Origin of the sequence: Parasphingorhabdus sp. SCSIO 66989 (assembly GCF_032852305.1) — a bacterium.
In the GTDB taxonomy this organism is placed as follows: domain Bacteria; phylum Pseudomonadota; class Alphaproteobacteria; order Sphingomonadales; family Sphingomonadaceae; genus Alterisphingorhabdus; species Alterisphingorhabdus coralli.
Window position 1 is genome coordinate 1,680,854 of the sequence record NZ_CP136594.1, and the last position, 21,589, is coordinate 1,702,442.

Below are 21,589 nucleotides of genomic sequence, written 5' to 3' on the forward strand. Positions count from 1 at the left end.
CAACGACAGATATTGTCCATTCGGATATAGATGACTCTCGCGCAAAGGCGCTAAGAGCCTGATCCGAAAGTTATTGAACAATACCAGCCATTTGTGATTCACACCTGCTTTGCGAAGAGTAGGAGTGAAGCATGGCATGGACTGGTATTGCCCGGGCTGAGCATAGCCGGGAAGGTTTGCGATATCCATCGGATATGACGGATAGGGAGTGGATGTTGCTGGAGCCGTTCATTCCCCCGGCGAGGCGTGGTGGTCGGCCGCGGACGGCGGATATGCGCGAGGTGGTCAATGCGCTGCTCTATATTGCCTCTGCCGGATGTGCATGGAGGTTGCTGCCCAAGTGTTTTCCGCCAGTGTCGACGGTACGGCGCTATTTCTACGCATGGCGGGACACTGGCCTGTTCGATACGCTCAACATGGTGCTGGTGATGAACCTGCGCGAGATCGAGGGGCGCGAAGCCTCGCCCAGTGCTGGCGTGATCGACAGCCAGAGCGTGAAAACCACCGAGAGCGGTGGAATATCGGGTTATGACGCGGGCAAGAAGGTGAAAGGCAGGAAGCGGCACATCATAACCGACACATGCGGGTTCCTGATCTTCGTCCTCGTCCACAGTGCCGATATTCAAGACCGTGACGGGGCTGTCGATGTGCTGGCGGCAACTCGCCACCGCTTCCCCTGGTTGCGACACGTCTTTGCTGACGGAGGATATGCAGGGCAAAAACTGGGGGTTACGTTGGCTGGCATGGGGGCGTGGACCATGGAAATCATCAAGCGCTCCGATCACACCAAGGGCTTTCAAGCCCTGCCACGCCGATGGGTCGTCGAACGCACCTTCGCATGGCTAGGGCGATGCCGACGCCTCGCCAAAGACTGGGAAACATCCATCGAAAGCTCAACCGCATGGGCGCTCATCGCTTCCATCCGTATGATTATACGAAGAACCGCAAAATACTGTTATGCTTGAGATACTTTCGAATCAGGCTCTAAGGCACAAAGAAAGCGTTTCGGGGGGCTTGCTTTGGAAAACGATCTCGAAGATTTAGCTCGTATTGCAGTTGATTGCGGTTTCAAATTGCACCGAGAGACCGGGCCGGGGCTGTTAGAACATGTGTATGAAGTATTGCTTTTTGAATCGCTTAAAGAACAGGGCCTTTTTGTCGAAAGACAAAAAGCAATACCAATCCGCTTCAAAGGACGCACATTGGAAGAAGGCTTTCGTGCCGATCTGCTTGTTGAAGGCCAACTTTTAATAGAACTCAAGTCAACAGAGAAATATAGCCCGCTTCATGCCAAGCAAGTGCTGACCTACCTCCGATTGATGGACCTACCATTGGGATTGCTGATGAATTTCGGCATGGAAACCTTCAGAGATGGCATTAAAAGACTGGTCAACAATTACCGTGGTTAGCGTAATACCCTGACTTCTTTGTGCCTTAGCGCCTTTGCGCGAGAAAAATATGACGAAATCCCAAATTCTCTGGCTCCGTCGCGATTTGCGGCTTGCTGATCAGGCGGCCTTGATCGCTGCGGCTAAGGCAGGCCCGGTTATCCCGGTCTATGTGCTCGACGATGAAATGCCAAAGCACCGCAAGATGGGCGGGGCTTCGCGCTGGTGGCTGCATCATTCTCTGACCAGTCTTGGCACGGCATTGGCGGATAAGGGATCACGGTTGATCCTGCGGCGCGGTAATAGCGCTGAGATTATTGCCGATATTGCCAAGGAAGCGGGTGCTGCGGCGGTGCACGCGCTGCATCATTATGAGCCATGGTGGCGCAATGCGGAAAAGGCGTTGCGCAAGGCTTTGCCGGGAGACGTTGCGCTGGACCTGCATCACGGCAATTATCTGATGCCGCCCGGCAGCGTGACCGCGGGCAGCGGCGGGCCGTACAAGATTTACACCCCGTTCTGGCGCGCGCTCGATCAGCATATGCCGCCTGCCGTGCCACAGCCTGCGCCTGACAGCATCGATGCACCTGATAGCTGGCCCGCCAGCGATCATCTGGATGACTGGCAATTGCTGCCCGCCCGACCCAATTGGGCAACGGGCTTTGCCGAGATGTGGACGCCGGGTGAAGCAGGAGCCGAGGCTAATCTCGAAGCCTTTGCCAGCAAAGCTGTGCGTTATGATGAGCGGCGCAATTTTCCGTCAGAAGTCGGCACATCATTGCTCAGCCCGCATCTGCATTTTGGCGAGATTTCGCCCGCCACCGTTTGGCATCGCATCATTGCCGAGCATGGTGCTGAAGCAGCGGAAACCTATCTCAAGGAACTAGTCTGGCGCGATTATTCGCAAAATGTGATCTGCCAATATCCGGTTTATGGCAGTGAAAATGCGCGTGACCGGTTCGATGCATTTCCATGGCGCGATATGTCTGATCCCACAGTGCAGGCAGATTATCGGGCATGGACAAAAGGCCGGACTGGCTATCCGATTGTCGATGCCGGGATGCGCGAGCTTTGGGCCACCGGCTGGATGCACAATCGGGTGCGGATGATCACCGCGTCCTTTCTGATCAAGCACCTGCTGATCGACTGGCGCGAGGGAGAGAAATGGTTTTGGGATACACTGGTGGATGCTGATTATGGCTCGAACAGCACCAACTGGCAGTGGACCGCTGGCACCGGTGTTGACAGCAATATGTTCGTGCGGATCATGGCGCCGCTGACTCAATCAGAGAAATTCGATACGGCGGGCTATATCCGCCAATGGGTGCCAGAGCTGGCTGATCTTGACGCACCCTATATCCATGACCCGGAAGAACATGGCTTTCGGCCCAAAAATTATCCCCGCAAGATCATCGCGCACAAGCAAGCGCGTCAGCGGGCGCTTGATGCCTATGCTGCGATCAAGGAATGATCTATAGCGGCACGGGTTTGCCAAGAAAGTATTGAATATGAAGAGATTACAAGGAAAGACTTGCCTCATTACCGGGGCAGCGCGCGGTATTGGTGCGGGTATCGCCAAGGCTTTTTCTGATGAAGGTGCCAAAGTTATCGTTACCGATATCAATGATGACGAAGGCCGCGAGACAGCATCGCAAATCGGCGCTGGCTATCACCATCTTGATGTTGCCGAGGAGGGCGATTGGGCTGCCATTGCGGAGGCGGTGCCAGCGATTGATGTGCTGGTGAATAATGCCGGGATAACCGGCTTTGAAGATAGTCCGGCACCGCAGGACCCGGAAAATGCTTCGCTCGATGATTGGCATCGGGTGCATCGGGTGAACACCGACGGCACATTTCTTGGCTGTCGCTATGCCATTGGCGCGATGAAGCAGAAGGGTGAAGGCGCGATCATCAATATCTCGTCACGCTCCGGGCTGGTCGGTATCCCCGGTGCCGCGGCCTATGCCGCATCCAAGGCTGCGATCCGCAACCATACCAAAAGCGTCGCGCTTTACTGCGCGCAGCAGGGCTGGAATATCCGCTGCAACTCGATCCATCCGGCGGCGATATTGACGCCGATGTGGGAGCCGATGTTGGGTGAGGGCGAAGAACGCGAGGCCAATATGGCGGCAATGGTCAGCGATACACCCATGCGGCGCTTTGGCACGGTGGATGAGGTGGCTGCCCTGGCACTGCTGCTGGCTAGTGATGAGGCGGCCTATATCACCGGCAGCGAGTTGAACATCGATGGCGGCTTGTTGGCGGGTAGCGCGGCGAGTCCGGGGTAAGTAATCAAGCATTCACCAGCCTGAGCACCTACTCTCGTCGGCCCCGCGCAGGCGGGGCCAGGGCTTTCTTATTGACTCACGCAAAGACGCGAAGGCGCAAAGAGGGTTCCTATTTGCACGATCTCTTCGTGTCTTTGCGTCTTTGCGTGAAAATAAGCCTGGGCCCCGCCTGCGCGGGGCCGACGACAGTGGATAGCTTTGTCACTAAATCGCCAATTGAATGGATGATCATATTTCAGTCGAAGACCATTAGGGCGTTGCTTGACGATTTGAGTTTCGGCATAAGCGCCAGCGATGAATGCGCCACAGCAACAGTTTGAACCTGCCGGGGAGGGTTCTGATCGCGGTCGCCATCTGACAGCCGCTGACAGGAGCTTTGTCACCGGCTGGGGACCGTTTAGCGGCCTGATCGAGGGCCTGATCGGCAAAGGCTTGCGAAAGGCTCTCGACCGGATTGATGCGGGGTTGGAGGCGGGTTCCCTTGAAGCGCATTTGCCTGATGGCACACATCGTGTTCTGGGGAGACGCGGTGAAGGGCCGAAAGCGGAGATTGCCCTCACAAGCTGGCGCGCTTTGCTGCGGTTGGGGCAGAGCGGTTCGGTTGGCTGGTACAAAGCGTGGGAACTGGGCGAATGGCACAGCCCCGATCCGGTACCGATCTTTGATCTGTTTACCCGAAATCGAGTAGCGCTGGGCAACGCAGCGCGCGCTTCCGGACTGGCGCATCTGGCCAATCGTATTGCCCATCTGTTCCGCAGCAACAGCAAGAGCGGCGCGCAGAAGAACATCGCTTTCCATTATGATCTCGGCAATGATTTCTATGCCGCCTGGCTCGATGACAGCATGACCTATTCGAGTGCGCTGTTTGCCGAGAGTATCGCCGATACCGAGCCGCTGGAACAAGCGCAGCAACGCAAGATCCAGGCGATAAGTGATCGCTTGCAGGTTGGTGCTGGCGACAAAGTCTGGGAGATTGGATGCGGTTGGGGTGCCTTGTCGCGGCATATCGCAGCGGAAACCCGAGCGCAGGTCACCGGTATCACCCTGTCTCAGCAGCAGCTGGAAGCGGCGAGGGTAGCCGCCAGCATCAGCGCGGATAACGATCGTCTCGACTACCAGCTAATCGACTATCGCGATGTGGAAGGTCAATTTGATGCCATCGCCAGTGTTGAAATGGTCGAAGCGGTCGGCATGGAATATTGGCCTGCCTTTCTCGACCAGATCGTCGCACGTCTGAAACCCGGCGGTCGCGCAGCTTTGCAATACATCACCATTGCAGACGACATATTCGAGAAATATGCTTCCAGCGCGGACTTCATTCAGACCTATATCTTTCCCGGCGGGCATTTGCTGTCGGAAAACCGCTTCCGAGCGCTGGCGGAAGAACGCGGCCTGATATGGACCGACCAGCACAATTTCGGACTTCACTATGCCGAGACGCTACGGCGCTGGCGTCTGCGCTTTGACAGCGCCTTTGCCGAAGGGCGATTGCCCTCGGGATTTGACAAGCGCTTCATCAACTTATGGCGCTATTATCTGATGTATTGTGAAGGCGGTTTTCGCGGTGGCGGCATTGATGTCGCGCAGGTTACGCTGGTCAAGCCAGGATAAATCGGCCACAAGGCCGCGATAAAAAATCGGAGGATGCAATATGAAAAAACTCGGGTTGCTCTTGGGGGCAGTGGCGATGCTGGGCGGGTTGTCCGCATGCGAACAGGTGCAAAAGGTGGCGGCGGACGCTGCCGGTCTGCCGACGGATGAAAATGTCCTGTTCTGGACGCAGGACCAGCGCGATAATGCTTTTCGCCAGATGGAAGTGCTGACCGAAACGCGAACCATTTCCGCTGGTGAAGATAGTTTTGATATGGCCGCCGGTGATCCGCTGAAGCTGGACAAATGGGCTGGCGAGAATGACAAGGAATGGACGCTGACCCAATATATGCAGGATCAGCGCGCCGCCGGTATATTGGTGCTGCACAAGGGCAAAATCCGGCTTGAGGAGTACACGCTCGACCATAGCGCGGATGCACGTTGGACCAGCTTTTCTGTTGCAAAATCCTTTGTCTCGACCCTTGTGGGCGCGGCGATCAAGGATGGCTATATCAAGTCGCTTGATGACCCGCTGACGCAATATATCCCGGAGCTGAAAGGCAGCGGCTATGATGGCGTGAGCGTCGAGCAGCTGCTGACCATGACCTCGGGTGTGCAATGGAATGAGGACTATACAGACGCCGAGTCTGATGTTGCCAAGTTCAACCAGACCAAATCGAAGGATGGTGACAACCCGATCCTGACCTATATGGCCACGCTTAAGCGCGAGGCTGAACCGGGCACGCGCTGGCAGTATAATACCGGTGAAACCAATCTGATTGGCGTGCTGGTGTCCAAGGCGACCGGCAAGACACTGGCCGAATATCTCTCGGAGAAAGTCTGGGGCCCCTTTGGCATGCAGATGGATGCCGAGTGGATATTGAATGATGGCGGATTTGAGATTGGCGGATGCTGCATCTCCGCTTCGCTGCGCGACTATGCGTTGATCGGGCATTTCGCCGCGACGGGCGGTGTTGTTGACGGTAAGTCTGTCGTACCAGAAGGCTGGTTTGACAGCGCGGGCACGAAACAGGCCGATATCGGAATTCCGGGCCAAGGCTATGGCTATCAATGGTGGACCTATGATGACGGTGCCTATGCTGCACGCGGCATTTTTGGCCAGAGCATCTTTATCGACCCCAAGCGCGAACTGGTGATCGCCACCAGCGGCAATTGGCCGACGGCACAGGATCAACGCCTGTCGCTCGAGCGCAACAATTTCTTCCGTGCGGTGCAAAAGTCCATTGATCGCGAAAGCATGATGGACAATGCGATTATGGAAGAGGAATAAATCCTCCCCGTTCACGGGGAGGGGCCCCATCCGGAGGATGGGGGAGGGGCAACCTCCACAGGTCATTCACGTTGCGGTGGTACGCAACCTTTGATTGCAGATATTGACTATTATTGCGCTGTCGCAACAGGTGGCATGTGCCCCTCCACCACCTTCGGTGGTTCCCCTCCCCCTAGGGGGAGGATTTAATCAATCTCGAGCCGGTGGTTGGTGTCGAAATCCGTCACCAGCATATCGGCAATCTTTCCCGCAACCACATCAGCGGTTTTCAGCGTCATCGGGTCTTCCCCCGGATAGGCCTCGGCGCGCATCTTGGTCCGGGTGCGGCCCGGATCGACGATAGCGGTGCGCACATTGCTGAGGTTGCGCATTTCCTCGCCATAGCTGGCGATCATGGTTTCCAGCGCCGCCTTGGTCGCGCCATAGCCGCCCCAAAACGGGCGGGGCTTGCGGCCGACCGAGCTGGTAAGGGCAACAACACGTCCGGCCTCGCTCTTGCGCAGCAACGGATCAAACGCCGCGATCAGCGCATGCTGGGCCAGCACATTGAGGGTGAATAGCTGGTTGAGCTCCTTGCCCTGTAGGGTCGGCACTGGCCCCAATGAGCCAAGCATGGCGGCATTGAGCACCAGATAATCCAGCGCTTCCCAGCGCCCGCCGACTGCGGTCGCAAGCCGCGCCACGGAATCTCCGTCACTGAGGTCCAGCGGCGCTATTGTCGCCTGACCGCCGGCATCGAAAATCTCCGCCTCGACATCTTCGAGATCCTTGGCATTGCGCGCGGTGAGGATGATATGCGCACCGCGTTTCGCCAGTTCCTTGGCGATTTCCGCGCCAATGCCACGGCTGGCGCCGGTCACAAGGGCCAGTTTGCCGTCCAGCGGCTTATCGTTCGTCTCGCTCATGGGGGTCTTTCTATGCTTTATGTCATCCGACGCGCTCGGCCAACAGGCTGAACTGGTCAGGGCTTTCGCGTTCTTCCAGATCGGTCAGCCGCGTCGGGTAGCAGCCGGTGAAGCAGGCATCGCAATAGCTGGGATTGCTGTCATCGCGCTCGGCCTCGCCAACGGCGCGATACAGGCCTTCAATCGACAGGAAGGCGAGGCTGTCAGCGCGGATATATTGCCGCATTTCCTCAACACTACGCTGCGCTGCGAGCAGTTTTTCCCGCTCCGGCGTATCAACACCGTAGAAACAGCTATGCATAGTCGGCGGGCTGGCAATGCGCATATGCACTTCGGCAGCGCCGGCCTCGCGCATCATCTCGACGATTTTCGAGCTGGTGGTACCGCGCACGATTGAGTCATCGATAAGGACCACTTTTTTGCCATCGACGAGCGGCTTATTGGCATTGTGCTTCAGCTTGACGCCCAGATGGCGGACACCATCGCTCGGCTGAATGAAGGTGCGCCCAACATAGTGCGAGCGGATTATACCAAGCTCAAAGGGCAGGCCCGATGCTTGGGCATAGCCGATCGCCGCCGGTGTGCCGCTATCGGGCACCGGGATCACCAGATCGGCTTCGACCGGATTTTCCGATGCCAGTTCCGCGCCAATCGCCTTCCGCACGGTATAGACCGAAGAGCCATCGACGATGGAGTCAGGCCGCGAGAAATAGACATGTTCAAAGATGCAGGGACGCGGGGCCATTTTGACGAAAGGATGGTGTGAGCGCAGAACCCCGCCGGTAACCACCACCAGCTCCCCCGGCTCGACACTGCGAATATATTCCGCGCCGACAACATCGAGAGCCACGGTTTCTGACGCAAAAATATAGCTGTCGCCCAGACGCCCGATCACCAATGGCCGGATACCCAGCGGGTCACGACAGGCTATCATGCCTTCGCTGGTCATGCAGATCAGCGAATAAGCACCTTCGACCTTTTTCAGTGCGTCAATAAAGCGGTCGATCAGGCTGCGATATTGTGAGGTTGCCACCAGATGGATGATCGTCTCGGTATCCGATGTCGACTGGAAGATGGAGCCTTCACGCACCAATTCTCGGCGCAGTTTTACCGCATTGGAAATGTTGCCATTATGCGCCACCGAAAAGCCGCCCGACGCCAGATCGGCATAGAGCGGCTGAACATTGCGCAAAGCGGTTTCGCCTGTGGTGGAGTATCGCACATGGCCGATGGCCATGCTGCCCTTGAGCGGTTCCATGGTCTGCGGATTATCGAAATTCCCGGCAACCCGGCCCAGCGCTCTATGGGTATGAAAATGCTCGCCATCAAAGCTGGTGATGCCAGCCGCTTCCTGCCCGCGATGCTGCAGCGCGTGCAGGCCCAGCGCCGTCATCGCGGCGGCATCTTCTGCGCCTGCAACGCCGAAAATCCCGCACTCCTCGCGCAGCTTGTCATCATCAAATGGGTGTGTAGTGAGCATGGCCGCCGAATCCTTCTGCCCGTGTTGGCTGTCTTATAGAAAGCTGCGCGCTCTTTGTCTCGCACAGTTTGTCATCAAACTGTCAATTACGCTGATAGTCTCTTTCAATTTATGGTACTCGGCTTTAAATCTCGCGCGGCTACAGGATTGCTGTCTGCAAAAGCTGCGATCCATGTTATATTATCACCTTTGTTTTGCTCTGTTTGCAGCAAACCAGGCAAGGATGAGGCATCTATAGATGAACCAAGGCTGCAACTGTACGGCCCAGGACCGCGAGCAGGGCACGGCATTTATGCCCAAATTTGATGCCAACGGATTGGTGTCTGCGGTTGTTACCGATGCCGATAACGGCATGGTGCTGGTCATCGCTTATATGAACGAAGAGGCGATTACCAAGACACGTGAAACTGGCCGTGCGCATTTCTGGTCGCGTTCACGGCAGAAACTGTGGCTGAAAGGCGAGACTTCTGGCCATTTCCTCAATGTCGAAGAAATGCGGATCGATTGCGATCAGGATGCGATCTGGATGATAGCAAAGCCTGATGGCCCCACCTGTCATACCGGTGTGCCTTCCTGTTTCTATCGCCGCTTTACCGATGACGGCAGCCTTGAGCGTGTATGAGACTGGCACGAATATCGGCTCTTAGTCTGACAGTGGTTCTAATTGTCAGCGCGTGCGGGGTTGAGTTTAACAGCGATGAAGGCGGCGCAGCCGATAGTGGCAAAAGCCTTGACGAAGCCGCCATCGCTGCAGGGATTATCGTGGATCCTGAGGCGCTTGATCTGCAAGGGCTCTATGAGCGCGACAGCGGCTATGGCAAAGACCGCTTCTGCGCTATTCGTCAGGAGTCCGGCCGCTATGATGTGGGTGTGCTCGCGGTTTTCGGCGAGAGCATTCAATGCGAAGGGCGCGGTGTCGCGAGCCTTGATGCAGGCAATGTGAGAATGACATTGCGCCGCGATAAAGAAGAGACCTGCGAGCTAACCGCAACTTTCGACGGTGCCATGCTCAAGATTGCAGGCGAAGTTGCTGACAGCTGCGCAGCCTTATGCTCGCCACGCGCCAGTCTGGCCGGGGTGGAGATACCGCTGATCGATAATAGCAAGGATGCCGCAACAAAAGCCAAAGGGCGCGACATAGATCGGCTTTGTGAGGACGAGAGCGACCAATAACCGTGACAGGTTTCGCGCGAATAAATCCCATTTGAGTTGACTCACAAACTTGACGCTTACGTTAAGGTAATGTATGGGAGTCGTTATGTCAGCCAACGATCATGCCCGCATCGAGACGCCCGATATTCACAATCGGGATCATTTTTCCATTTCCGATCTGTCAGCAGAATTTGGCGTCACCGCCAGAGCGCTGCGCTTCTATGAAGATGAAGGCCTGATCGCGCCGGAGCGTAACGGTCTGACCCGCGTCTATGACAAGCGCGACAGGGCACGTCTGGCCTGGATCATGCGCGCGAAGAATGTTGGTTTTAGCCTGGCTGAAATTCGCGAGATGATCGACCTTTACGATCTGGACGACGGCCGCACGGTGCAGCGCCGGGTGACCATTGAGAAATGCCAGGAGCGGATTGATCTGCTGAAGAAGCAGAAAAAGGATATTGAGAGCTCGATCAAGGAACTTGCTTCGTTTGTGGAGATGGTCAGGGCCGTCGACCGCGAACAGGAAACAGCCGAGGCCAGCGCCTGAACCGGAACACGTTCAGGCAATATCCGTTTTGTGATACAGAACAACATATTCGGCGAAGCCATCGCCACTCATCAGTAAACAGACAGCAAACACGCAGGACTTGAGAAACTATGCCAACATATAATGCCCCCGTTCGTGACACCAAGTTCATCCTCGACGAAGTGCTTGGTCTGGAGAAATATTCAAACCTGCCCGGTTTTGAGAGCGCTGCGCCAGACATGGTTGAGGCGGTGCTGACCGAGGGCGGCAAGTTCGTTGAGGAAGTGATCTTCCCGATCAACCAGATTGGCGACCAGCAGGGCTGCACCCGGCATGATGATGGTTCGGTGACCACACCGGAAGGCTTCAAAGCCGCTTATGACCAATATTGTGAAGCAGGCTGGGGTACATTGACGTCGCCGGAAGAATTTGGCGGGCAAGGTATGCCGCATGTTATCGGTTTTGCTTTTGAGGAATATATGACCTCGGCCAATATGGCGTTCGGCATGTATCCGGGTCTGACTCATGGTGCGGTGTCTGCTATCCTCGCCAAAGGCTCTGAAGAGCAGAAGCAGAAATACACGCCGAATATGATTTCGGGTAAATGGGGCGGCACGATGAACCTGACCGAGCCGCATTGCGGCACCGATCTCGGTCTTATTCGCACCAAAGCTGAACCGCAGGCGGATGGCAGCCACAAAATCACCGGCACCAAGATTTTTATCTCTTCCGGTGAGCATGACCTGACCGAGAACATCATCCATCTGGTGCTGGCCAAGACGCCTGATGCGCCCGACAGCGTAAAGGGTATTTCGCTGTTCATCGTGCCCAAGTTCATGGTCAATGATGACGGCTCGCTGGGTGAGCGCAATGCGGTTGGCTGCGGCTCGATCGAGCACAAAATGGGCATTCACGGCAACTCGACCTGCGTCATGAACTATGACGGTGCTACCGGCTATATGGTCGGTGAAGAGAATAAGGGCCTTGCTGCCATGTTCATCATGATGAACGCGGCGCGTCTCGGCGTTGGCCTTCAAGGTCTCGGCGTGGGCGAAGTCTCCTATCAGAACGCGGTGCAATATGCCGGTGATCGCCGTCAGGGCCGCGCGCTCGATGGTGCCAAGGACAAGGACGAGAAAGCCGATACGCTGTTCGTTCACCCGGATGTCCGCCGCATGCTGATGGAAGCCAAATCGATTAACGAAGGCCTGCGCGCCCTTATCCTCTGGGGCGGCCTGCAGGTTGACCTTACGCACAAGGCGCAGACCGAGGAAGAGCGTCAGATTGCAGACGATCTGATCAGCCTGCTGACCCCGGTTATCAAAGGCTATGGCACCGATAAGGGCTATGAAATCGCAACCAATATGCAGCAGGTTTATGGCGGACATGGCTACATCGCCGAATGGGGCATGGAACAATATGTTCGCGATGCGCGGATTGCGATGATCTATGAAGGCACCAATGGCGTGCAGGCAATGGACCTTGTCGGTCGTAAGCTGGCGCAAAATGGTGGTCGCGCAATCCAGGCGTTCTTCAAGATTGTTGATGAGGAATGTGAAGCGGCGAAGAGCGACGAAAAGCTTGCCGATTTTGCTACTCGCCTTGAAAAAGCCTGTGGCGAACTCAAAGCCGCGACCATGTGGTTTATGCAGAACGGCATGCAAAACCCCAACCATGTTGGCGCGGGTGCGCACAGCTATATGCATATCATGGGCATCGTCTCGCTCGGTCTGATGTGGCTGCGCATGAGCCAGGCGGCTCAGGCAGCTTTGGCGGTCGGCACTGACAACCCGACCTACTATGAGACCAAGCTGGCAACGGCGCGCTATTTTGCCGAACGGATCATGCCCGATGCTGGCGCGCTGCGTCGCAAGGTTGAGGCTGGCGGCGATGCGATCATGGCGCTGGAGCCGGAGATGTTCGTCGCGGCCTGATCGGCTTGTGTTAAGGCTCATATAAACTGGAATGCATTGGGATTGGCGCATTGCTCGTCAATTCCGGTGCATATTATTAAGTATATTCACCCCGGCTTTTTTAATTTCTTTCGCTTATCGCACTCCCATGGCCTTGTTCTAGGTCCTATATTTTCGCGGTCGCGCGAGCGGCCATTTGATGGGAGTATGATATGCGTAAATTGATTGCAGCAAGCGCGCTGGTTCTCGCCGGATCACTGGCAGCAACCCCCGCAATGGCTGATGAACAAGGGCCAACAATCGATACCAATGGCGACGGCGTAGCCGATGCGTGGGACCGTAATAATGACGGCGTTGCCGATGCTTGGGATACAGATGGCGACGGTGTCGCTGATCTGTTTGCCGACAGTGTTTCGGAAGGCGATGACGATTAATCGTTGACGTAAAGCCGCCTAGATTTGACGGTAAAGGGCCGGAGGCGAAAGCCTTCGGCCCTTTGTCTGCGCGCTTAGAGACCAAACAACTCAGTCGTTGTGTTTCCCTCAGCGTTGATAACATTTCTGCTGATCATCTCGCCAATGACGGAGCTGTTGCCGAGAAGAATATCCCGGAATTGAGAGCCTGTCATGTCGCCTGAATAGGTGCCGAAATTATCAATAACGCCAATATCATGGCGCATAAGAATGCGCTCTTCAGGCTTTAGCAGTTGGGTCTGATACACAAAGCTGGCGCCGGTGTCGCTATACGGTGCAACGAGGGTGGCACCGGGTCTATCCTCCATACGATAGACAGCATAGCCAAATCCCTCAATTTCATAACGGTCAGCTACACACCATTGGTCAAATGTGGGCCGAAGACGCCGGGTATTCTTTGCCTGGGTCTTACCATCTGGATTGTCCCGCGCTTCATCAACGATCTCTTCAAGCGATGCAAGGCCAAGCGCCATACCGATAATGGATGCCTGCATCCGCTGGTCATCATCCATTTCTATGCGCTTTGCCTTGCTTTTTAGTTTGGTTTGACACGTTTGCGGTAAATCAAGAGATAGCGCCTGCGGTGTTGTTTCAGGGCTAAGCCGCACCGCAGCCATGCCTTCTTGCAGCGCCGCCATGACTTCTTCGGCCCGTTTCTCCGGTCCACTCGTACGCATTTTGAGTATCCAATCGCCGATTTTTGCAAAACCGGCCGCAGTCGCCATGCCATTGGCTGTGCTGTTATAACCGTAAATGATGGCTGATCGTTCTTGCCCGCCTAAGGCAACCAGCGAGCGCATATCATGTGCTCCAGACGGCCGGAACCGACTCTTGATCGCGGAGTCGGTCAGGACAGCGTTCATAGCCGCATCCGCCAGAGCAGGTTTGTAAATGTAGAAGGTGGCGAAGATTTTGCCGTCTTCGCTGGTATATTGAATGAAATTGTCGAGCCCTTCATTGCGGCTTCCGGCGGGCTCTTTGTCATTATAGCGCACAGTGGCAAAGGCCATCGGCACATGGATGCCGCTATGGTGCACGGACAGGCCATGGTCGCTGGAGAACCAGCCGGTCTCAATTTCTTCCTGTTCGACCACTGCCGGGTTTTCTGCTGTCTCAGCCTGCTCTTGTGCAGTGGCGGAAGGTGCCAATATCAGCGCTAAAGCCGTGGCTGAGAACAATAAGCTTGGGCCTTGGAACATGCGCATAACTATCTCCTCAACCTGTGAGCCTACGCCTTACTCATCGGGGCGGCAATGACGATGTCGGTAAATTGTCGTGCAAATGCACATCTGTCAGCCGCATCCGCGAATTATGATCTCAATATAGCCAACACATAGGAATACTATTATAGCGCCGTTTCAGTTTCCATGGAGAGAAGCATGGCATCAAGCCTTCACGTCACCGCAAAGCCCGGATTTGCAACCGTCTGGACAGAGGCAGGTCCCCGAAAATCTGCTTATGACCATCTGATGACTATCGGCACGTATTTTTCGGATCGCGGGGCATCGGTTCCCGACGACACTGACTATCTGACCTTGGGATCAGACACCATTCCGATCACCCGAGAGAACATAGTGCATGTAGAGGATATCCGTCCCTTTCTCGGCAAGTTCTTGCTCAGCGTAAAGGATAGAGAGGTTTTTCCAACGCACACTATCTTCATTCTCTATGACCATGCAGTAACAGGTGAAGACCTGTCTGATGATATAGTCAATTATATCGGCGTGTTTCCGTATGAATGGTGAGCGGTTTTAGCAATTCACCGACGCTCAACTTAGGTCCAGACGAAGGCCTCTCTTGTCTCGCCAAACGGTTTTCCAGATTTGTCGTAACGCCTTTCAATGATCTTGCCCTCGCCATGGGCGTTGACCATGACCACGGTGCTGCAGCGCGTGCCATAGGCGGGGTTCAGGATGAAGATAGGGCTTTGCTCTGCCCGGTCCGGCGTGACTTGCGGACTGTCATCGCTGCGCAGATCATCAAGCAATGCGCCGGGATCATGAGCTGGTGACCCGAGCCAGTCGGCAAGGCGCTGTTTGATCCGCAGAGTTTTGGGCCATGGCTCGTCCAGATCACCATTGGCGAGGCCGTATAGCCCCGGGTCAAGGGCCAGTTTGCGTGCTTTGGGCTGATTCACGGTAAGCCAGGCGCTGTCCTGATCAACGGAGAGCAGACTGAAACCATTATAGTTTTTGGTAAGTGCCGGTTCGGTTTTTAAGGATGATATGCCCTTCGTCAGCGCATCGGTGACAATTGCCCCGCGTGACAGCTTGTCGGGATCAGGGCCATTGGGGTTACGCCGGTTGGTGATGACCGCAAGGCGGCGGCGCTCGGTAACGCCAAGCCAAGTACCGCCGGATTGCTCGTCACGTCCGGCGATGATGCCGCTACCATCAGGCCAAACGGCTAAAGGCGTAGACGGGCGCGCATGAAACTCATCGCGATTCCCGATTAACACCAATGGCCAATCAGCATGCGCCTTCCATGCAAGAGCGACGACACACATATTATGCTGTCAGCAGTCTTATCGTATCACTCAGGCAGAAAGTCCGGCACGGAGAGATACCGCTCGCCGGTATCATAATTAAAACCGAGTACTTTGGCGCTTGCACCCAGATCAGGCAGCTTCTGGGCAATTGCGGCGAGCGTCGCGCCGGATGACAGGCCGACAAGCATACCTTCCTCACGTGCGGCGCGGCGGGCCATCTCCTTGGCATCGTCAGGCGCGACCTGAATCGCGCCGTCAATGGTGTCGGTATGAAGATTGCCCGGGATAAAGCCAGCGCCGATGCCCTGAAGCGGGTGAGGGCCCGGCTGACCGCCGCTGATCACCGGAGAAAGCGTTGGCTCGACCGCATAGACCTTGAGGTCGGGCCAATGGTCTTTCAGCACTTTGGCGGTGCCGGTGATGTGGCCACCAGTGCCGACACCGGTGATGACTGCATCGAGCGGTGCGTCCTTGAAGTCGGCGAGGATTTCCTCGGCTGTTGTGCGCACATGCACATCGACATTGGCCGGGTTCTCAAATTGCTGTGGCATCCACGCGCCGGGGGTCTGATCAACCAGCTCCTGCGCGCGCTCAATCGCGCCTTTCATGCCCTTTTCCTTGGGCGTCAGGTCAAAGGTTGCGCCATAGGCCAGCATCAGGCGTCGCCGTTCAATCGACATGGATTCGGGCATGACCAGCACCAGCGTATAGCCCTTGACCGCCGCCACCATGGCAAGGCCGACACCGGTATTGCCCGAGGTAGGTTCGATTATCGTGCCGCCGGGCTTGAGCGCGCCGGACTTCTCCGCATCCTCGATCATCGCCAGCGCGATGCGATCCTTGATCGACCCGCCGGGATTGGCCCGCTCCGACTTGATCCAGACTTCCGTCCCTTTTGGCGCGTCGCGGAACAGGCGGTTCATTTTGATATGCGGGGTATTGCCGATGGTTTCGAGGATATTGGCGGCTATCATATGGGGTTCTCCTGTAATCAATTGCAGTGTCAATCGCCGGCAGCGACTGCAGTGTTTTCTTGTGTTGCCTGCTTATTTCGCGATTCTGCCTCGGCTTGCAAGACTTCTCTCGGCGGATCGAAAGTTCGGGCGGCGCCAAGCTGCGGAAACAGGCGGGACCATAGCGCGGTAATTGCGATCGCGCCCGCGCCACCGCCGACAATTGCCGCGACCGGTCCGACCAGAAAGGCCAATCCACCGGTAAAGGCATCACCCAACTCATTCGACGCGCTGATCGTCATCTGACTCACCGCGCTCACTCGGCCGCGCTTGTCATCAGGCGTATGGATCTGGATCAGCGAACTGCGGACGTAGACGCCAAACATATCTGCTGCACCGCATATCGCCAGACAGAGGACAGAGAACGGCAACGAGGTGCTTAGACCAAAGCCGATAGTGGCGAGGCCGAAAACGACCATCGCAATCATCATCACATTGCCGACATTGCGCTTCAAAGGAACGAAGGAGAAGATACCCGCGACGATCACCGCGCCTATGGCCGGGGCAGGGGCGAGCAGCGACAGCGCGACTTCCTCCGATCCCAATATGTCCTTGGCATAGACCGGGATCATCGCCTGCGCGCCAGCAAGAAACATCACCATCAGATCGAGCGTGATTGCGCCGAGCACGAGCTTGTTGGTGCCGACATAGCTCAGCCCATCGAGCAACTGGCGCAACGGCCCGCGGGTGCGGTCCATGGCGGGACGCGCCACCGATCCGATGAGGAACATCGCCATTGTCGACAATGCATACAGTCCGGCACAGACGAAATAGGGCAGGGAGGGTGAGACTTGATAGAGAGGCCCCGCCATGCTGGGCCCGGCGATGACACCGACCTGCCAGGCGATGGTGGAAAGCGCGATCGCTTGTGGCAGGGACTGTTTGGGCACCAGATTGGGAGCCAATGCGCTGATGGCAGGGCCAAGAAAGGCCCGGCAGATACCGAGCAACACCGAGATGCCATAAATCCAGGCAATGCTGATCGCTTCGCCATAAGTGAGCAGCGCCAGCAGCAGCGCGATGCCGGCCTGAACTGCCAATACCGCGCGGACAATCCAGCGCCGGTCCATCCGGTCGGCGACCCAGCCGACAATCGGCGTCAGGATAAACAGTGGCACAAATTGCAGCAGGCCCAATATACCCAATATGCCGGCTGAAGCAGCGATACCCAAATCCTCACGTGCCAGATTATAGGCCTGCCAGCCCAGAATTAGCATCATCGCATACAGCGCAAACATCGCCGCCAGCCGCGAGAACCAGAGATAGCGATAATTTGCGATCCGAAACGGATGCACGGGCTTTGTATCGGCTATCTGGTCAGTCATGCGGCCTAGCTAGGGCTAAGCAGACTGATGCGCAATGGCTGTCGGCTTTGTTGCCCTAAAGCACCGTTATTTTTCTGTCATAAAACTAGTTTGCAACTGTCACATTAGCTTCACCCGGCTGCCATCTGCCGCTGTTAGGGCCTGCGACAAAGCGGGGGTGCTACGTCAGCAATTCCTTTTTTCCTCCGGTTTTTCGTAATGTTAGGCGCATGCCGCGCCAGCAGGGAGTGCATGAAAACAATGGCTTATTTTCCTAAAACTTCGACAGAATTGCCCTCTTACGGAGACAATCTCCAAACTCTGAAAACAGCAGCGAGCGCTTTTGCGTTGGCCACCGGCTGCCTCTTGGCGGTCCCTGCGGCAGCACAGACCACAGTTGATGGAGAAGAAGAAGAGACGGTTGTTGTCGCTGCAGGCGAGACACTGACCGTCACTGACACTGGGAGTATCAACGTCGCTGACGATGACGGCGTGGATGTAGACGGCGATGGTGTCACGATCAACAATGCCGGAACGATCCGTTCCGATGATGACGAAGCGATCGAAGGGTCAAACCGCAACAATCTGACCGTCAACAACACCGGCACCATTATCGCCGACGAAAACGGCGACAAAGGTATTGAAGCAGAAGAAAACCTGACGGTCATCAATTCAGGCCGCATCGAATCCGTCACCAGTGAAGCGATTGAAGCTGACGGTGCAGGCCTGGTTCTTGAGAATAGTGGGGAAATCATCTCTACTGTTGATGATGCGGTTGATGGCTCTGCCAATGTAATGATCACTAACTCCGGACTGATTCAGGGCGGAGAAAACGATGCCATCGAACTGGACAGCGGCACGATTGTTAACTCCGGCACCATCATTTCATTGTCGAGTGATCCCGAAGGTACACCTGCCTTCCCTGGTGGTCCGCCGGAGCTGGATGCAGCAATCGACTTTGACGCTGGCGACGGCAGCGAAGACGGTGGCACTATCACCAATATGGAAGGTGGCTTGATCGAGGGCGATATTGGCATTGTTGCCAGCCCCGGCAATGTCGAGGCGACCGAGATCAATATGGGAGCACAGACCATTGTCAACTTCGGCACGATTACCGGCCGCGAAGGCGATGCCGTGTTGCTTGGCGCGGGTGATGATACCTTTCAGCAATGGCAAAGCGGTGTCACCAATGGCCGCGTAGATGGCGGCGACGGTGAAGACACGCTCATTTTTGGTAACAACTCGGGTGAGAACGCCAATCGCGATCTGGCGAATGTCTCGAATGAAGACCTTTACTCAGGCTTTGAAACCATAGGGTTTCTGGCCCAAGATGGCAGCCTGACCCTGACCGGCGAAAGCGATCTGGAACTGACGGCGCTTGGCGGCGATGTGATTCTTGATGGCACCGTCACCAATACATTCACTGTCGCAGAAAACGGGATGCTGACGGTTACAGAAAATGGCAGCATCAATGTCGAGGATGCCGATGGCATTGATATTGATGGCGATGGTGTGACCATCACCAATGCCGGCCTTATCCGCTCCAATGATGATGAAGCGATTGAAGGCTCTGGCCGCAACAACCTGACCGTTAACAACACCGGCACCATCATTGCCGATGAAGGCGGCGACAAAGGCATTGAGGCCGAAGAAAACCTCACCATCGTCAACAGCGGTCGGATTGAATCGGTCACCAGCGAGGCAATCGAAGCCGATGGTGCAGGCCTGAATCTCACCAATAGTGGCGAGATCATCTCGACCGTCGATGATGGCGTTGACGGTGATGACAATGTTACGATCGTTAATAGCGGCCTGATCCAGGGCGGTGAGAATGACGCGATTGAACTCAATAGCGGCACTATCACAAATTCGGGCACCATCATCTCACTGAGCAGTGACCCGGAGGGTGCGCTGACCGGCATCGGCGGCGACCCTGAGCTGGACGCGGCGATTGATTTTGATGCCGGTACGCCCGGCAATGAAGATGGTACCGTCATCAATGAAGCCGGTGGCCTGATCGAGGGCGATATCGGTATTGTCGCCAGCCCCGGCAATGTTGAGAACTCGATACCAAATCAGGGTTCTCAGACAGTCATCAATAACGGCACCATTCGCGGTCGTGAAGGCACCGCCGTATCTCTGGGCGTTGGCGATGACGTATTTGAGCTGCAATCGCAGGGCGTTGTCGATGGCATTGTCGATGGTGGCGCAGGTAATGACATTGCCCGTATTGGCGGCGTCTATAACTCGGACTTCCTGTTCGGCTTTGAACAGATTGTCCTCAATGGCGCGATCATGCAGGGCAATCGTACATTGAACGGTGATGTCACCGTAGACGGTCCGCTGACGCTGAACCTCACCACCGACTTCCTGTTCATCAATGGCGACCTGACATTGGAAGATACCGCCGTAGTCAATATCACCACCGACTTTGATATCACGACGGTTGTTACCGGGCAGCCCATTACGGTGGTCGATGAAAGCGGCACCTTTACCGACAATGGCGCCACGGTGACAGTAATCGATGATGACTTGCTTCTCGATTATGAAGTGGCGGTTGGTTCAATCGTTGTGACACCGACTGCGGCGAATCCGGGTGCTGGGTCCAGCGACGGCAATGTGCTGTTGCTCGGCAATACCCTGCAGGCGGCATTGGTTCTACAGTCACTCGATCCGGCCTTTGCTAACCAGATCAACGATCTGGGCAGCACCGAGGCCTTTGAAGTTGCCGCCAATGGCCTGTTGCCATCGCTCAGCACCGGTATCTCGCGCGAGATTTTCGAAAGCTCTAACATGGCCAGCCGTTTCCTAGAGCGGCGTTTCTCCGAAGGGGGCAATGGCGTTTGGGCACAGGCCGGTTATCGCGCATCTGATCGCGATACCCGTTCAGCAACAGTTTCCGGCTATGACGCGGACAACATCACCTTCGCCGCCGGTATCGATACCCATATTGGCGATGATGTGCTGATCGGCTTCTCGGGCAGCTATAGCAGCATCGAGATTGATGAAACCAATGGCAGCGGCGAGAATATCGACATTGATAGCTACACCCTGTCGCTTTACGGCAGCGTCCATTCTGACCAGTTCTTCCTGAACGGTGAGATTGGCTATAGCTTCAGCGATATTCAGACAGACCGTAATGCCATTACCGGGCAGGTGCTCGGTGACTTCAACGCCGACGGCTTCCTCGGACGGGTAACCGCAGGCTATGTCATCGAAGCTTCGGAGACCTTCAACCTGATCCCGACCCTCGGCATCAATTACATGCAGCTGGACTTTGACGAGTACACCGAATTTGGTGGCCTTGGTCTTGGCGTAACCCGCGATGAAGTGACCTTCTTTGAAGGCCGCGCAGGCTTGACTGCGAACGCCAATTTCAGCGGATTGGACCTGATGCTGCGCGGTACCTATGCCTATGACTTTGATGCCGATGCGCGGGTGGTTCAACTCACCTTCTTCAACGCGCCGTCCATGGTCGCATCTTCGGATGAACCCGCTGAAGGCCGTTTCGAGGTCGATCTTGGTCTCGGCTATGATCTGTCCGAAACCGCTCGTCTTGATGTCGCCTATAATGGTGAATTTGCCGATGAATACACCTCGCATGGCGGCTTCATCCGCTTCCGGGTCAACTTCTAAAAGCATTCTGCCCAAGGCAAAACTCGGGGAAGGGGCCGCACATGGTGTGGCCCTTTTCTTTTGGGGTAACGATGGTCGCCGAAAACCGGAGGACGTGACTGGGCTTTACATCTGCGCACCTGCCAGCATCTATCCAGCTGAG

At 55.9% G+C, this 21,589-nt stretch carries 19 protein-coding genes; 13 read left to right on the plus strand and 6 right to left on the minus strand.

Features of this window, described 5'->3' with window-relative positions; translation table 11 throughout:
- The first annotated feature begins 131 nt into the window (after window positions 1–131).
- The 6 genes from RB602_RS07995 to RB602_RS08020 all read left to right on the plus strand — a co-directional run bounded on the left by RB602_RS07995 (window position 132) and on the right by RB602_RS08020 (window position 6,557).
- Window positions 132–965 (plus strand): IS5 family transposase, encoded by an 834-nt coding sequence (locus RB602_RS07995; RefSeq protein WP_317080037.1) that lies wholly within the window; start codon window positions 132–134, stop codon window positions 963–965.
- A 54-nt stretch (window positions 966–1,019) separates the two neighbouring features.
- The gene (locus RB602_RS08000; RefSeq protein WP_317080038.1) at window positions 1,020–1,409 is read left to right on the plus strand and encodes a GxxExxY protein; all 390 of its coding nucleotides are present in this window, start codon (window positions 1,020–1,022) and stop codon (window positions 1,407–1,409) included.
- Window positions 1,410–1,458: 49 nt separating this feature from the next.
- A complete protein-coding gene (locus tag RB602_RS08005) occupies window positions 1,459–2,859 on the plus strand; it encodes a cryptochrome/photolyase family protein (RefSeq protein WP_317080039.1) in 1,401 nt (466 codons plus the stop codon).
- 37 nt (window positions 2,860–2,896) lie between these two features.
- Complete coding sequence (locus RB602_RS08010; RefSeq protein WP_317080040.1) at window positions 2,897–3,676, plus strand: SDR family oxidoreductase; 780 nt, start codon at window positions 2,897–2,899, stop codon at window positions 3,674–3,676.
- A 294-nt stretch (window positions 3,677–3,970) separates the two neighbouring features.
- Complete coding sequence (locus tag RB602_RS08015) at window positions 3,971–5,287, plus strand: class I SAM-dependent methyltransferase (RefSeq protein WP_317080041.1); 1,317 nt, start codon at window positions 3,971–3,973, stop codon at window positions 5,285–5,287.
- A gap of 40 nt (window positions 5,288–5,327) precedes the next feature.
- Window positions 5,328–6,557, plus strand: coding sequence for a serine hydrolase domain-containing protein (locus tag RB602_RS08020; protein WP_317080042.1), 1,230 nt, complete (start codon window positions 5,328–5,330; stop codon window positions 6,555–6,557).
- 185 nt (window positions 6,558–6,742) lie between these two features.
- Here RB602_RS08020 and RB602_RS08025 read toward each other — a convergent pair whose 3' ends face one another.
- Both RB602_RS08025 and purF read right to left on the minus strand, forming a co-directional pair.
- The gene (locus RB602_RS08025; protein ID WP_317080043.1) at window positions 6,743–7,462 is read right to left on the minus strand and encodes an SDR family NAD(P)-dependent oxidoreductase; all 720 of its coding nucleotides are present in this window, start codon (window positions 7,460–7,462) and stop codon (window positions 6,743–6,745) included.
- Window positions 7,463–7,484: 22 nt separating this feature from the next.
- A complete protein-coding gene (gene purF, locus RB602_RS08030; protein ID WP_317080044.1) occupies window positions 7,485–8,942 on the minus strand; it encodes an amidophosphoribosyltransferase in 1,458 nt (485 codons plus the stop codon).
- Between the two features lie 292 nt (window positions 8,943–9,234).
- On the opposite strand from purF, the gene hisI reads away from it, so the two are divergent.
- The 5 genes from hisI (at window position 9,235) to RB602_RS08055 (ending at window position 12,967) form a co-directional block, all read left to right on the plus strand.
- Window positions 9,235–9,564: a phosphoribosyl-AMP cyclohydrolase gene (gene hisI / locus RB602_RS08035; protein WP_317080045.1), complete on the plus strand. Its 330-nt coding sequence runs from the start codon at window positions 9,235–9,237 to the stop codon at window positions 9,562–9,564.
- Window positions 9,561–10,115 carry a hypothetical protein gene (locus RB602_RS08040; protein ID WP_317080046.1) on the plus strand — a complete coding sequence of 185 codons (555 nt, stop codon included), beginning with the start codon at window positions 9,561–9,563 and terminating at the stop codon, window positions 10,113–10,115. The genes hisI and RB602_RS08040 overlap by 4 nt, the downstream gene beginning before the upstream one ends.
- A gap of 85 nt (window positions 10,116–10,200) precedes the next feature.
- Window positions 10,201–10,641, plus strand: coding sequence for a MerR family transcriptional regulator (locus RB602_RS08045; RefSeq protein ID WP_317080047.1), 441 nt, complete (start codon window positions 10,201–10,203; stop codon window positions 10,639–10,641).
- Between the two features lie 110 nt (window positions 10,642–10,751).
- On the plus strand, window positions 10,752–12,554 hold the full coding sequence (locus tag RB602_RS08050) for an acyl-CoA dehydrogenase C-terminal domain-containing protein (RefSeq protein WP_317080048.1): 1,803 nt from the start codon (window positions 10,752–10,754) through the stop codon (window positions 12,552–12,554).
- Window positions 12,555–12,745: 191 nt separating this feature from the next.
- Complete coding sequence (locus RB602_RS08055) at window positions 12,746–12,967, plus strand: hypothetical protein (protein WP_317080049.1); 222 nt, start codon at window positions 12,746–12,748, stop codon at window positions 12,965–12,967.
- 74 nt (window positions 12,968–13,041) lie between these two features.
- Here the strand turns inward: RB602_RS08055 and RB602_RS08060 are convergent, their stop codons facing one another.
- Window positions 13,042–14,022, minus strand: coding sequence for a hypothetical protein (locus tag RB602_RS08060; RefSeq protein WP_317080050.1), 981 nt, complete (start codon window positions 14,020–14,022; stop codon window positions 13,042–13,044).
- Window positions 14,023–14,385: 363 nt separating this feature from the next.
- On the opposite strand from RB602_RS08060, the gene RB602_RS08065 reads away from it, so the two are divergent.
- Window positions 14,386–14,751 (plus strand): hypothetical protein, encoded by a 366-nt coding sequence (locus tag RB602_RS08065; RefSeq protein ID WP_317080051.1) that lies wholly within the window; start codon window positions 14,386–14,388, stop codon window positions 14,749–14,751.
- 29 nt (window positions 14,752–14,780) lie between these two features.
- Here RB602_RS08065 and RB602_RS08070 read toward each other — a convergent pair whose 3' ends face one another.
- The 3 genes from RB602_RS08070 to RB602_RS08080 are packed head-to-tail and all read right to left on the minus strand — an operon-like array spanning window position 14,781 to window position 17,832.
- On the minus strand, window positions 14,781–15,512 hold the full coding sequence (locus RB602_RS08070) for an NRDE family protein (RefSeq protein WP_317080052.1): 732 nt from the start codon (window positions 15,510–15,512) through the stop codon (window positions 14,781–14,783).
- Window positions 15,513–15,538: 26 nt separating this feature from the next.
- Entirely contained in the window at window positions 15,539–16,468 is a 930-nt protein-coding gene (cysK, locus tag RB602_RS08075) for a cysteine synthase A (RefSeq protein ID WP_317080053.1), read from the minus strand.
- Window positions 16,469–16,497: 29 nt separating this feature from the next.
- Window positions 16,498–17,832: an MFS transporter gene (locus tag RB602_RS08080; RefSeq protein ID WP_317080054.1), complete on the minus strand. Its 1,335-nt coding sequence runs from the start codon at window positions 17,830–17,832 to the stop codon at window positions 16,498–16,500.
- Window positions 17,833–18,159: 327 nt separating this feature from the next.
- Here RB602_RS08080 and RB602_RS08085 point away from each other — a divergent pair, with 327 nt between their 5' ends.
- On the plus strand, window positions 18,160–21,447 hold the full coding sequence (locus RB602_RS08085) for an autotransporter domain-containing protein (RefSeq protein ID WP_317080055.1): 3,288 nt from the start codon (window positions 18,160–18,162) through the stop codon (window positions 21,445–21,447).
- Window positions 21,448–21,589 lie beyond the last annotated feature (142 nt).

Bases quoted from the DNA above. Each gene is read 5' to 3' on its own strand.
- RB602_RS08065 (WP_317080051.1), top strand. From the start codon at position 14,386: ATGGCATCAAGCCTTCACGTCACCGCAAAGCCCGGATTTGCAACCGTC.
- RB602_RS08045 (WP_317080047.1), top strand. From the start codon at position 10,201: ATGTCAGCCAACGATCATGCCCGCATCGAGACGCCCGATATTCACAAT.
- RB602_RS08010 (WP_317080040.1), top strand. From the start codon at position 2,897: ATGAAGAGATTACAAGGAAAGACTTGCCTCATTACCGGGGCAGCGCGC.
- RB602_RS08055 (WP_317080049.1), top strand. From the start codon at position 12,746: ATGCGTAAATTGATTGCAGCAAGCGCGCTGGTTCTCGCCGGATCACTG.
- purF (WP_317080044.1), bottom strand. From the start codon at position 8,942: ATGCTCACTACACACCCATTTGATGATGACAAGCTGCGCGAGGAGTGC.
- RB602_RS08080 (WP_317080054.1), bottom strand. From the start codon at position 17,832: ATGACTGACCAGATAGCCGATACAAAGCCCGTGCATCCGTTTCGGATC.
- RB602_RS08040 (WP_317080046.1), top strand. From the start codon at position 9,561: ATGAGACTGGCACGAATATCGGCTCTTAGTCTGACAGTGGTTCTAATT.
- RB602_RS08025 (WP_317080043.1), bottom strand. From the start codon at position 7,462: ATGAGCGAGACGAACGATAAGCCGCTGGACGGCAAACTGGCCCTTGTG.
- RB602_RS08005 (WP_317080039.1), top strand. From the start codon at position 1,459: ATGACGAAATCCCAAATTCTCTGGCTCCGTCGCGATTTGCGGCTTGCT.
- RB602_RS08050 (WP_317080048.1), top strand. From the start codon at position 10,752: ATGCCAACATATAATGCCCCCGTTCGTGACACCAAGTTCATCCTCGAC.
- RB602_RS07995 (WP_317080037.1), top strand. From the start codon at position 132: ATGGCATGGACTGGTATTGCCCGGGCTGAGCATAGCCGGGAAGGTTTG.
- hisI (WP_317080045.1), top strand. From the start codon at position 9,235: ATGCCCAAATTTGATGCCAACGGATTGGTGTCTGCGGTTGTTACCGAT.
- cysK (WP_317080053.1), bottom strand. From the start codon at position 16,468: ATGATAGCCGCCAATATCCTCGAAACCATCGGCAATACCCCGCATATC.
- RB602_RS08015 (WP_317080041.1), top strand. From the start codon at position 3,971: ATGAATGCGCCACAGCAACAGTTTGAACCTGCCGGGGAGGGTTCTGAT.
- RB602_RS08070 (WP_317080052.1), bottom strand. From the start codon at position 15,512: ATGTGTGTCGTCGCTCTTGCATGGAAGGCGCATGCTGATTGGCCATTG.
- RB602_RS08020 (WP_317080042.1), top strand. From the start codon at position 5,328: ATGAAAAAACTCGGGTTGCTCTTGGGGGCAGTGGCGATGCTGGGCGGG.